This window comes from Pseudomonas sp. NFPP12 (genome assembly GCF_900103205.1).
GTDB classification, from domain to species: domain Bacteria; phylum Pseudomonadota; class Gammaproteobacteria; order Pseudomonadales; family Pseudomonadaceae; genus Aquipseudomonas; species Aquipseudomonas protegens.
In genome coordinates, this window is the sequence record NZ_FMWW01000003.1 from 405790 (window position 1) to 418036 (window position 12247).

At 60.2% G+C, this 12247-nt stretch carries 9 protein-coding genes; all 9 read right to left on the minus strand.

Annotation, left to right across the window (positions count from 1 at the left end; all coding sequences use genetic code 11):
- Window positions 1-88: 88 nt before the first annotated feature.
- Window positions 89-3610, minus strand: coding sequence for a DNA polymerase III subunit alpha (gene dnaE, locus BLS75_RS14720; RefSeq protein WP_053149264.1), 3522 nt, complete (start codon window positions 3608-3610; stop codon window positions 89-91).
- A gap of 69 nt (window positions 3611-3679) precedes the next feature.
- On the minus strand, window positions 3680-4312 hold the full coding sequence (rnhB, locus tag BLS75_RS14725; protein WP_072451164.1) for a ribonuclease HII: 633 nt from the start codon (window positions 4310-4312) through the stop codon (window positions 3680-3682).
- Window positions 4313-4329: 17 nt separating this feature from the next.
- A complete protein-coding gene (lpxB, locus tag BLS75_RS14730) occupies window positions 4330-5457 on the minus strand; it encodes a lipid-A-disaccharide synthase (protein WP_176876754.1) in 1128 nt (375 codons plus the stop codon).
- Window positions 5457-6233: an acyl-ACP--UDP-N-acetylglucosamine O-acyltransferase gene (lpxA, locus tag BLS75_RS14735; RefSeq protein ID WP_072451166.1), complete on the minus strand. Its 777-nt coding sequence runs from the start codon at window positions 6231-6233 to the stop codon at window positions 5457-5459. Before lpxA ends, lpxB begins: the two co-directional genes overlap by 1 nt.
- Window positions 6230-6670 carry a 3-hydroxyacyl-ACP dehydratase FabZ gene (gene fabZ, locus BLS75_RS14740; RefSeq protein WP_007924058.1) on the minus strand — a complete coding sequence of 147 codons (441 nt, stop codon included), beginning with the start codon at window positions 6668-6670 and terminating at the stop codon, window positions 6230-6232. Before fabZ ends, lpxA begins: the two co-directional genes overlap by 4 nt.
- Window positions 6671-6779: 109 nt before the next feature.
- Window positions 6780-7835: a UDP-3-O-(3-hydroxymyristoyl)glucosamine N-acyltransferase gene (gene lpxD / locus BLS75_RS14745; RefSeq protein ID WP_072451167.1), complete on the minus strand. Its 1056-nt coding sequence runs from the start codon at window positions 7833-7835 to the stop codon at window positions 6780-6782.
- A 3-nt stretch (window positions 7836-7838) separates the two neighbouring features.
- Window positions 7839-8342, minus strand: a complete 504-nt coding sequence (locus BLS75_RS14750) for an OmpH/Skp family outer membrane protein (protein WP_011059533.1) — start codon at window positions 8340-8342, stop codon at window positions 7839-7841.
- Between the two features lie 45 nt (window positions 8343-8387).
- The gene (gene bamA, locus BLS75_RS14755) at window positions 8388-10778 is read right to left on the minus strand and encodes an outer membrane protein assembly factor BamA (RefSeq protein ID WP_072451168.1); all 2391 of its coding nucleotides are present in this window, start codon (window positions 10776-10778) and stop codon (window positions 8388-8390) included.
- A 74-nt stretch (window positions 10779-10852) separates the two neighbouring features.
- Window positions 10853-12205 carry a sigma E protease regulator RseP gene (gene rseP, locus BLS75_RS14760; RefSeq protein WP_072451169.1) on the minus strand — a complete coding sequence of 451 codons (1353 nt, stop codon included), beginning with the start codon at window positions 12203-12205 and terminating at the stop codon, window positions 10853-10855.
- Window positions 12206-12247: the final 42 nt, after the last annotated feature.

Genomic DNA, 12247 nt, shown 5'->3' on the forward strand with positions numbered 1-12247 from the left:
TATTCGCGCCCTACCTTAAGGGACGGACGCGTTGAGGTCGAGATTAAAAATTCAAGTGGCGATGAGGCGCAATGATGGCACCTCACCGTCAACGGTATTGGAGGAAGACGTTGTCTCGCCCGAACTGGTCACGCAGGGCTTGAATCAAGCTGTCCGCCGGATCGATCCGCCAGTTCTCGCCAAACTGCAGCAGGGCCTTGGCGTCATCCCGGGTGTACTCCATGGTGATCGGGCATGCGCCGCGATGGCGCTTGAACAGATCACCCAGCCAGCGTAGCTGATCGCCCTTCAGGGCATCGCTGTGGATCTTCAGGCGCAGGCTTTCCGCCAGGTTGGTCCGCGCATCCTCCATGCTCATCACCCGCTTGACCCGCAGGCGCAGGCCGCCGGAGAAGTCGTCGTTGCTGACCTCGCCCTCCACCACCACCATGGCGTCGGTCTGCAGCAGCGACTGCGCCGAATGGAACGCGTCGGCAAACAGCGAGGCCTCGATCCGCCCCGAGCGGTCGTCGAGGGTGATGAAGCCCATCTTGTCGCCCTTTTTGTTCTTCATCACCCGCAGGGCGATGATCATGCCGGCCACGGTCTGGGTATCCCGGGCCGGCTTCAGGTCGATGATGCGCTGGCGGGCGAAACGACGGATCTCGCCTTCGTATTCGTCGATCGGGTGTCCGGTCAGGTACAGCCCCAGGGTATCTTTCTCGCCTTTCAGGCGTTCCTTGAGGGTCAGTTCCTTGGCCTTGCGATGGTTGGCGTAGACATCTGCATCCTCATCGACGAAGACCCCGCCGAACAGGTCGGCGTGGCCACTGTCGTGGGTACGGGCGGTCTGCTCCGCGGCCTTGATCGCTTCTTCCATGGCCGCCAGCAGCACCGCGCGGTTCTGGTCGATATTGGCCTGGTAGGCCTTGGGCTCATCGAAGAAGTGCGGCCCCAGGCGGTCCAGGGCGCCGCTTCGAATCAAGCCGTCCAGGGTCCGCTTGTTGATGCGCTTGAGGTCGACCCTGGCGCAGAAATCGAACAGATCCTTGAAAGGGCCTTCCTCGCGGGCTTCGGTGATGGCTTCCACCGGCCCCTCGCCGACGCCCTTGATCGCCCCCAGGCCGTAGACGATGCGACCTTCGTCGTTCACCGTGAACTTGAACTCGGAGGTGTTCACGTCCGGCGCGTCAAGGCGCAACTTCATGATCCGCACTTCCTCGATCAAGGTCACGACCTTGTCGGTGTTGTGCATATCCGCGGAGAGTACCGCCGCCATGAACGGCGCCGGGTAATGCGCCTTGAGCCAGGCGGTCTGGTACGACACCAGGCCGTAGGCGGCGGAGTGGGATTTGTTGAAGCCGTAGCCGGCGAACTTTTCCACCAGGTCGAAGATGTTGCCCGCCAGGTCTGCATCGATGTTGTTGCTGGCGCAACCTTCAATGAAGCCGCCCCGCTGCTTGGCCATCTCCTCGGGCTTTTTCTTACCCATGGCTCGACGCAGCATGTCCGCACCGCCCAGGGTGTAGCCGGCCATGACCTGGGCGATCTGCATCACCTGTTCCTGGTACAGGATGATGCCGTAGGTCGGCGCCAATACCGGCTGCAGGCCGTCGTACTGATAGTCCGGGTGCGGGTAGGCCAGCTCGGCGCGGCCGTGCTTGCGGTTGATGAAGTCATCCACCATGCCCGATTGCAGCGGCCCCGGACGGAACAGGGCCACCAGTGCGATCAGGTCTTCCAGGCAGTCGGGCTTGAGCTTCTTGATCAGCTCCTTCATGCCCCGGGATTCAAGCTGGAACACCGCGGTGGTTTCAGCTTTCTGCAACAGGCTGTAGGTCGGCTTGTCGTCCAGCGGGATAAAGGCGATATCCAGCGGTTCCTCGCCGACCTTGGCGCGGTCGCGGTTAATGGTTTTCAGTGCCCAGTCGATGATGGTCAGGGTCCGCAGACCGAGGAAGTCGAACTTCACCAGGCCAGCAGCCTCGACGTCATCCTTGTCGAACTGGGTCACCAGGCCGCCGCCTTCTTCGTCGCAGTAGATCGGCGAGAAGTCGGTGAGCTTGGTGGGCGCGATCACCACGCCACCGGCGTGTTTACCGACGTTACGCACCACGCCCTCGAGCTTGCGCGCCATCTCCCAGATTTCCGCCGCCTCTTCATCGACCTTGATGAAGTCCCGCAGGATCTCCTCTTGCTCGTAGGCTTTTTCCAGGGTCATGCCGACTTCGAAGGGGATCATCTTCGACAGACGGTCGGCCAGGCCGTAAGACTTGCCCTGCACCCGCGCCACGTCACGCACCACCGCCTTGGCCGCCATGGAACCGAAGGTGATGATCTGGCTCACCGCGTTGCGGCCGTATTTCTCGGCCACGTAGTCGATCACCCGGTCGCGACCGTCCATGCAGAAGTCGACGTCGAAGTCGGGCATGGAGACCCGTTCCGGGTTAAGGAAACGTTCGAACAGCAGGTCGTATTCCAGCGGATCGAGGTCAGTGATCTTCTGCACATAGGCCACCAGGGAGCCGGCACCGGACCCCCGGCCCGGGCCAACCGGTACGCCGTTGCTCTTGGCCCACTGGATAAAGTCCATAACGATCAGGAAGTAACCCGGGAAACCCATCTGGATGATGATATCCAGTTCGAAATTCAACCGGTCGACATAGACCTGACGCTTGGCCTCGTAGTCCTCGGTGGTGTCCTTGGGCAGCAGCACGCTGAGGCGCTCTTCCAGGCCGTCGAAGGAAACCTTGCGAAAATACTCATCGATGGTCATGCCATCGGGAATCGGGTAGTCAGGCAAGAAGTGCTTGCCCAGCTTGACCTCGATGTTGCAGCGCTTGGCGATCTCGACAGTGTTTTCCAGCGCCTCGGGCAGGTCACTGAACAGCTCGGCCATTTCCTCGGCGCTTTTCAGGTACTGCTGGTCGCTGTAGTTCTTTGAGCGGCGCGGATCGTCCAGGGCCCGGCCTTCACCGATGCAAACCCGGGTTTCGTGGGCTTCGAAGTCTTCCTGCTTGATGAAACGCACGTCGTTGGTAGCCACCAGCGGCGCGCCGATCTTGTCGGCCAGGGCCACCGCAGCGTGCAATTGCTCTTCGTCGTTGGGGCGGTTGGTACGCTGCACTTCCAGGTAGAAGCGCTCGGGGAATACGGCCATCCACTCCCGGGCCAGGGTCTCGGCAACCTCGAGATCGCCGGCGATCAGGGCCATGCCGATCTCGCCCTCCTTGGCCGCCGAGAGCATGATCAAGCCTTCCGCGGCCTCCGCCACCCACTCCCGCTCGATGATGATCTGGCCGTTGCGCTGGCCATCGATGAAGCCGCGGGAAATCAGCTCGGTCAGGTTGCGATAACCCACGGCGTTCATCACCAGCAGGCTGATGCGGCTCAGAGGGTTATCCGGGTCCTTGTTCGACAGCCACAGGTCGGCGCCGCAGATAGGCTTGATCCCCGCACCCATGCTTGTTTTATAGAACTTGACCAGGGAACACATGTTGTTCTGGTCGGTGACCGCCACCGCCGGCATGCCCATGCCGGCCAGCGCCTTGACCAGCGGCTTGATCCGCACCAGACCGTCGACCAGGGAATATTCAGTGTGCAGGCGCAGGTGAACGAATGAAGCCGGCATAGTGATCCTGTAATAAGCGCGAAAACAACAAGGCCCGGATTGTACCGGGCCTCGACTAAAACATCAGCCTCAGGACTGAATCTCGCCCAGCGCCTCGCGGGCTTCGTAGGCTTGCCGCACCGGAGCGAAAGAGCGCCGGTGAATCGGTGTCGGCCCCAGGCGGGCCAGGGCTTCCAGATGCACCGGGGTCGGGTAGCCCTTGTGGCCACCGATGCCATATCCCGGATAGATCAGCTCGAAAGCGGCCATTTCTCGGTCACGGCTGACCTTGGCCAGGATCGATGCCGCGGCAATCGCCGGAACCTTGCTATCGCCCTTGACCACCGCTTCAGCCGGCATCGCCAGCTTCGGGCAACGGTTGCCATCGATCATCGCCAGCTTCGGGGTCACACTCAGCCCCTCCACCGCGCGCTGCATGGCCAACATGGTGGCATGGAGGATATTCAGCTCGTCGATTTCCTCGACCTCAGCCCGGGCGATGCACCAGCTCAGGGCTTTCTCGCAGATTTCGTCGAACAGCTTCTCGCGCCGGGCTTCGGTGAGCTTCTTCGAGTCGTTGAGGCCGAGAATCGGCCGCTGCGGGTCGAGAATCACTGCCGCGGTGACCACTGCACCACACAAAGGGCCACGGCCGACCTCATCGACCCCGGCCACCAGGTCCTCGGCGTCCGCCACCAGGGTGAAATCCAGGCCCATTTGCATTTTCGGGTTACTCACAGTCATTTACCGATCAGCCCAAGCACCGCTTGCGCGGCCTGGTTGGATGCGTCGCGACGCAAGGTTCGGTGGATCTCGTCAAAGCCGCGAGTCTGCTCTTCACCACCTTCTATCAGCGGCGACAAAGTCTGGGCCAGAGCATCGGCCGTGGCATCGTCCTGCAGCAGCTCAGGCACCAGGAGGCGCTGGGCCAGCAGGTTCGGCAGGGAAATGTACGGGCTCTTGACCATGCGCTTGAGAATCCAGAAGGTCAGCGGCGCCAGGCGATAAGCCACGACCATCGGGCGCTTGTAGAGCAAGGCTTCCAGGGTTGCGGTACCGGAGGCGATCAACACCGCATCGCAGGCAGCCAGGGCCTTGTGGGACTGGCCATCGAGCAACGTCAGTGGCAGATCACGATTGGCCAGCAACTGCTCCAGCTGGACCCGCCGCTCCGGGCTCGCGCAAGGCATGATGAAACGCACACCGGGGCGCATGGCCCGCAGGCGCTGAGCGGCATCGAGGAACAAGGCGCCCAGGCGCCCTACTTCGCCACCGCGACTACCGGGCATCAAGGCCACCAACGGCCCTTCTGGCAACCCCAGCTCCGCGCGTGCAGCGGCTCGGTCGGCCTGCAGCGGAATGGCATCGGCCAGAGAGTGACCGACGAACTTCACCGGTACCCCCTTCTCTTCATAGAAGCGCGCTTCGAAGGGGAACAGGGTCAGCATCAGGTCGCAGCCTTCGCGGATCTTCAGCACCCGCTTCTGCCGCCAGGCCCAGACCGAAGGGCTGACGTAGTGCACGGTCTTGATCCCGGCCTGACGCAACTTGAGTTCGATATTCAGGGTGAAATCCGGGGCATCGATACCGATAAACACATCCGGCTTTTCAGCAATCAGGGTCTGGATCAGCTTCTTGCGTCGAGCCAGAAGCTCACGCAGGCGCCCAAGCACCTCTACCAGCCCCATGACCGCCAGGCGCTCCATGGGGAAGTAGGAAACAAGGCCTTCGGCCTCCATCAGCGGACCACCGACCCCTATGAATTCGACGGCCGGGTGCTGAGCCTTGAGAGCTCGCATCAAACCGGCGCCGAGAATGTCGCCGGAGGCTTCGCCAGCCACCAGCGCAATACGCAGAGTGCTCATGATTAACGGGTGATGCCGCGAGTCGAGGACTGGATCGAGTCACGAAATACCGCGACTTCAGGGAACTGTGCAGCCGGCTCGGCCAGCTCAGCCAAGGCCTGATCAACCGTCAGCCCCTGGCGATAGACCGTCTTGTAGGCACGACGCAGCGCGTGGATCGCATCTTCGCTGAAGCCGCGACGGCGCATGCCTTCGAAGTTCATGCTGCGGGCTTCGGCGGGGTTGCCGAATACGGTGACGAATGCCGGCACGTCCTTGCCGATGGCGGTGCCCATGCCGGAAAAGCTGTGGGCGCCGATATGGCAATACTGATGCACCAGGGTGAAACCGGAGAGAATCGCCCAGTCATCCACATGCACATGGCCGGCCAAGGCGGTGTTGTTGACCAGGATGCAGTGGTTGCCGATAACGCTGTCATGGCCGATGTGGGCATAGGCCATGACCAGGTTGTGATCACCCAGAGTGGTTTCGGAACGATCCTGCACAGTGCCACGGTGAATGGTCACGCCTTCGCGGATCACGTTGTGGTCACCGATCACCAGGCGGGTTTCCTCGCCCTTGTATTTCAGATCAGGCGTGTCCTCACCTACCGACGAAAACTGGTAGATGCGGTTGTGCTTACCGATCCGGGTAGGGCCCTTGAGAATCACATGGGGCCCGATCACTGTACCCTCGCCGATTTCCACACCAGCGCCGATGATCGACCACGGGCCAACCTCAACGTCGTCGGCCAAGACGGCCGTCGGATCGATGATTGCGCGAGGGTCAATCAAACTCATAGTTTGCGTTCCGCACAGATGATCTCGGCAGAGCACACCGGCTTGCCGTCGACCGAAGCCTGGCATTCGAACTTCCAGATCTGGCGCTTGCAGCTGATGAACTTGGCTTCAAGGATCAACTGGTCGCCCGGCAGCACCGGCTGGCGGAAGCGCAGCTTGTCGGAACCGACGAAGTAATAGAGGGTGCCGTCGGCGGGCTTCACGTCGAGCATCTTGAAACCGAGAATGCCCGCAGCCTGAGCCATGGCCTCGATGATCAGCACGCCCGGCATGATCGGGTGCGCAGGGAAGTGACCATTGAAGAACGGTTCATTGATGCTGACATTCTTGTAGGCACGAATGCACTTGCCTTCAACATCCAGGTCCACTACCCGATCCACCAACAGGAAAGGGTAACGGTGAGGCAAGTATTCGCGAATCTCGTTGATGTCCATCATTTCGGGGGGAAGCCTGTAGTAAAGAGTGGGAGCGCGCGACTAACGCACGCTCCTCTAGCAAATCAAGGAGGCAGTCTAGCGGCTGTGCACACTTGATATGGAAATGGTATCAGCCATCAGATGAAGCATTGCCGCCGGGGGTCACGTCCCCAACGCGCTTTTCCAACTGACGCAAGCGTCGAGCAAGGTCATCCAGCTGGCGGATGCGTGCCGCGCTCTTGCGCCACTCGGCAGCAGGCTGCATGGCCGTACCGGAAGAGTAGGCGCCCGGCTCGGTAATCGAGTGGGTCACCATGGTCATCCCGGTGAGGAATACGTTGTCGCAAATATCGATATGCCCAACCAGGCCCACGCCACCGGCGAGCATACAGTGCTTGCCGATCTTGGTACTGCCGGAGATCCCTACACAAGCAGCCATGGCGGTGTGATCACCGACCTGGACGTTGTGGGCGATCTGGATCTGGTTGTCCAGCTTCACGCCATTGCCAATGACGGTATCGGCCAGGGCACCGCGGTCGATCGCCGTGTTGACGCCGATTTCCACATCGTCACCGATGGTCACGCCGCCAATCTGGGCGATTTTCTGCCAGACGCCTTTTTCATTGGCAAAACCAAAGCCTTCACCACCCAGCACAGCACCTGACTGAATGACCACACCCTTGCCGATACGCACGTCGTGGTACAGGGTCACCCGTGGTGCCAACCAGCCACCTTCGCCGATTTCGCAGCGGGCACCGATAAAGCAGTGAGCGCCGATGGTCACACCTGCAGCAATCCGCGCACCGCTCTCGATCACGGCAAAGGGGCCAATGCTGGCCGCAGGATCTACCTGCGCATCAGCGGCAATCACCGCAGAAGGATGAACACCTGCCTGTGCCTTTGGCTTGGGATCGAACAAATGGGAAATGCGCGCATAGGCCAGGTAGGGATCGGCCACTACCAGTGCATCACCGGCATAGGCTTCGGCATCCGCGGCCTTCAACAGCACCGCGCCGGCCTGGCAGTCCACCAGGTACTTGCGGTACTGGGGATTTGCCAAAAAGCTCAACTGAGCTGGGCCAGCCTCCTGCAAGGTGGCTAGCCCAGTGATTTCTTTCTCCCCGTCGCCACTCAAGGTGGCGCCGAGGAACTCGGCCAACTGGCCGAGCTTTATGGTCGCGGTCATGGCTTACTTCAGCTGATTCATACGCTCGATAACCTGGCGAGTGATGTCGTACTGAGGTTTGACATCAATCACTGCGCCACGCTCGAAGACCAGGTCGAAACCGCCTTTCTTGATGACTTCTTCCACAGCGCTGTCCAGCTTCGGCTTCAGCTGCTTGAGCATCTCGCGGTCGGCAACGGCTTTGGCTTCGTTCAGCTCCTTGGACTGGAACTGGAAGTCACGGGCCTTTTGCTTGAACTCGAGTTCCAGGCGTTCACGCTCGCCCTGCTGCATCTTGTCGCCACCGGCCACCAGACGGTCCTGGATGCCTTTGGCGCTGCTTTCCAGAGTCTTCAGCTTGGTCAACTGCGGGCCGAACTTTTTCTCGGCATCCACGGCGTACTTCTTGGCTGCGTCAGATTCCAGCAGGGCCATCTGGTAGTTCAGGACGGCGATTTTCATTTCGGCAAATGCCGGGCTCGCGACCAGAACGGTGGCCAGGAGAACCAATTGAGTCAACTTACGCACGATGCACTCCTACAAAATCCATTGTCGTTATCTTGGATCAGGCTGTTAGAAAGTCTGACCGAGAGAGAATTGGAACACCTGGGTTTCAGCGTCATCCGGTTTCTTGATCGGCATCGCCAGGGCGAAGCTCAATGGACCCAGAGCGGTGACCCAAGTCACACCGACACCAACCGAACTGGCCAGATTGCTCAAGCTGATATCGTTGCACTGCGTTTTCACGTTCGACGCCGCAATGGTGTTGGACGTGCTTTCACAGCGAGAGTTGAAGACGTTACCCACATCCCAGAACAAGGAGGTACGCAGCGAGCGCTGATCCTTGACGAAGGGCAACGGGAACAGCAACTCGGCACCACCCTGGATCAATACGTTACCGCCGAATGGCAGTGGATCCTGGTCCGGGTCGGCAGCCGTACCGACGTTACCGGTTACACCAACACCACGACTAGGAGTACTGCGTGGGCCCAGAGTGCTGTCCTTGAAGCCACGTACCGAGTTGAAGCCACCAGCATAGTAGTTCTCGTAGAACGGCAAGCCCTTGGTATCACCGAAGCCGTCGCCATAACCCAGCTCGGTATGGAAGCGCATGGTGTAATTCTCACTCAACGGCGTGAACAACTGGCCACGGTAGTCGAGCTTGAAGAACGACAGGTCGCTGCCCGGGGTAGTGGTTTCCAGCACCAGGCTTTGCGAGTGGCCGCGGGTAGCCAATACGCCTTTGTTCAGGGTCGACTCGGACCAGCCGGCCGAGGCCTTGAAGTTCAGGTAGCTGTCGCCCTGCTTGTTCACGAAGTCGAAGATTTCGTCGACGGTGTACAGGCCGGTCTTGATCTTGTCCTGCTGCGCGGTCAGACCGAAGGTCAGACGCGAAGTCTCGCTGATCGGGTAGCCCACGCTGACGCCGGCACCCAGGCTGTCCACCGCATAGCTGGCCACGTCGACGTCGAGGTCTTTGTAGTCAGTGGTGCGATAGAAGGCGTTGTAGCCCAGGCTCACGCCATCGGCGGTCCAGTAGGGGTCTACGTAGCCGAAGTTGTAGCGGCTCTGGTATTCGCTGCGGGTCAGGCCGATGCTGACCTTGTTACCGGTACCCAGGAAGTTGTTCTGGGTGATCGAACCACCGAGGATCAGGCCCGCGCTCTGGGCAAAGCCGACGCTGGCGGTGATCGAACCGGATGCTTGTTCTTCAACTGCGTAGTTCACGTCTACCTGGTCATCCACACCCGGCACGGCCGGAGTCTCGACGTTGACTTCCTTGAAGAAGCCCAGGCGCTCAAGACGGGTCTTGGATTGATCGATCAGGTAGGTCGAAGCCCAGCCGCCTTCCATCTGGCGCATCTCGCGACGCAGCACTTCGTCCTCGGACTTGGTGTTGCCACGGAAGTTGATACGGTTGACGTAGGCACGCTTGCCCGGGTCCACCACAAAAGTGATGTCCACGGTGTGGTCTTCATCGTGAGGCTGAGGCACGCCGTTGACGTTGGCGAAGGTATAACCCTCGTTGCCCAGGCGGCGAGTGATGAGTTCGGAAGTGGTGGTCATCAGCTTGCGCGAGAACACCTGGCCCTTCTCCACCAGCAGCAGCGCCTTGACCTGGTCTTCAGGGACTTTCAGGTCACCGCTGAGCTTCACGTCACGAACGCTGTACTTCTCGCCTTCGTTGACGTTGACGGTGATGTAGACATGCTTCTTGTCCGGGGTGATGGACACCTGGGTCGAGGCGATATCCATGTTGATATAGCCGCGGTCCAGGTAGTAGGAACGCAGGCGCTCCAGGTCACCGGAGAGTTTTTCACGGGCGTACTTGTCGTCGTTCTTGAAGAACGACAGCCAGTTGGTGGTCTTGAGTTCGAACAGGCCGATCAGGTCTTCATCAGGGAAGACGGTGTTGCCTACCACGTTGATGTGCTGGATGGCTGCGACTGTGCCTTCGTTGATCTTGACCTTCAGGCCAACCCGGTTACGTGGCTGCGGCACGACTTCGGTTTCAACGCTGGCCGAGTAACGACCCTGAGCGACATATTGACGCTGCAGCTCGTTGCGCACGCCTTCGAGGGTCGCGCGCTGGAAGATTTCACCTTCCGCCAGACCGGACTGCTTGAGCCCTTTCATCAGGTCTTCAGTAGAGATCGCCTTGTTGCCTTCGATCTCGATACTGGCAACCGACGGACGTTCGACTACCGTGATGACCAGGACGTTGCCATCGCGGCCCAGCTGGATGTCTTGAAAGAAACCGGTTTTGAACAGCGCACGAGTGGATTCCACCAGGCGACGGTCGTCCGCCTGCTCGCCGACGTTCAACGGCAAGGCACCAAAGACGCTACCCGCGGAAACGCGCTGGAGGCCGTTGACGCGGATATCGGAGATAGTGAAGGACTCGGCGTGAACTTCGGCGATCATCAATACGGTGAGAACCGCAGTTAGCAGCAGACGTTTCATGAAGTCCTTTCTTATTCCAACTGGCAATAAACAAACTGCCGCAAAATGCGGCAGATTCGCAATTCAGCGAAGCGTTACAGACGACCCAGATCGTTGACCAGAGCAAGCAACATGACTCCGACCACCAAGCTGATACCGATCTGTATCCCCCAACCTTGCACCCGATCCGACAAGGGACGACCACGCGCCCACTCGATCAGATAAAACAGCAAATGCCCCCCATCCAGTACCGGGATGGGCAACAAATTCAGAACACCCAGGCTAATACTCAGATAAGCAAGGAAATTCAAGAAATCAGCAATGCCCGACTGGGCAGAAGCGCCCGCCACTTTAGCAATGGTTATCGGTCCACTCAAGTTTTTTACCGAGAGCTCGCCGAACAACATTTTCTTCAGCGATTCGAGGGTCAGAACGCTCATGGTCCAGGTCCGTCGGGCCCCTTCACCAATCGCCTCCAAGGGCCCGTAGCTGACCTCGCGAAGCATCTGCGGCGGCCAATCCACCGCTTTCACCCCGGCCCCCAGGTAGCCATTTGGCGCTTTGCTTTCGCCGCGGCTGGCCAAGGTCACGGGGACGTCGATTTGAGCATCATCGCGCTCGACATGCAGCACAATTTTCGTATCAGGGTGCACACGGACCCAATCCACCACTTGCTGCCAGTCATTGAGGGGCTGACCATCAAGGGCCAACAGACGATCGCCGGTCTTCAGGCCAGCGGCCTGGGCCGGGCCCTTGGGGTCAAGTTCAGCCAGCACCGGCGGCAGGGCCGGACGCCACGGACGAATGCCCAGGGAGCGAATCGGATCCGGCTCATCAGCCCCTTTCAACCATTTATCCAATTCCAGCTGACGTGGCGAATCCACAGTGGCGCCCTGTTCACGCACCAGCACCTGCAGCGCACCGCTTTCACCCAGGCGCCGCACCAGTTGCAGGTTCACGGCCGCCCAGCCGGTAGTCGGCTCGCCGTCGATGGCGACGATTTCCTGACCAGCACTGAGCCCGGCCTTGGCAGCAATACTGCCAGCCTCTACATCACCGATGACCGGCCGCACCTGCTGGCTGCCCAGTATCGCCAGGGCCCAGAAAAACACCAGTGCGAGGAGGAAGTTGGCAATCGGACCGGCAGCGACAATCGCGATACGCTGGCGAACCGACTTGCGGTTGAAGGACTGATCGAGCTCCTCGGCAGCTACCTCGCCTTCACGCTCATCCAGCATCTTCACGTAGCCGCCCAGCGGGATAGCGGCGATGACGAACTCGGTGCCGCGCCGATCATGCCAGCGCAGCAAGGGCATGCCAAAGCCCACGGAGAAGCGCAGAACCTTGACGCCACAGCGACGTGCGACCCAGAAGTGACCGAATTCATGGAAGGTGACCAGCACACCCAGGGCCACCAGGGTGCCGACAATCATATAGAGCGCGCTCATCTACTTTCTCCGCAATCCTATTCGCCGCCACTCGCCCCGGTC

What these genes read in the sequence shown, in the direction of transcription:
- bamA (WP_072451168.1), bottom strand. Translation starts at nt 10,778, where the DNA reads ATGAAACGTCTGCTGCTAACTGCGGTTCTCACCGTATTGATGATCGCC.
- rseP (WP_072451169.1), bottom strand. Translation starts at nt 12,205, where the DNA reads ATGAGCGCGCTCTATATGATTGTCGGCACCCTGGTGGCCCTGGGTGTG.
- lpxD (WP_072451167.1), bottom strand. Translation starts at nt 7,835, where the DNA reads ATGACCGCGACCATAAAGCTCGGCCAGTTGGCCGAGTTCCTCGGCGCC.
- dnaE (WP_053149264.1), bottom strand. Translation starts at nt 3,610, where the DNA reads ATGCCGGCTTCATTCGTTCACCTGCGCCTGCACACTGAATATTCCCTG.
- rnhB (WP_072451164.1), bottom strand. Translation starts at nt 4,312, where the DNA reads ATGCAAATGGGCCTGGATTTCACCCTGGTGGCGGACGCCGAGGACCTG.
- fabZ (WP_007924058.1), bottom strand. Translation starts at nt 6,670, where the DNA reads ATGATGGACATCAACGAGATTCGCGAATACTTGCCTCACCGTTACCCT.
- lpxA (WP_072451166.1), bottom strand. Translation starts at nt 6,233, where the DNA reads ATGAGTTTGATTGACCCTCGCGCAATCATCGATCCGACGGCCGTCTTG.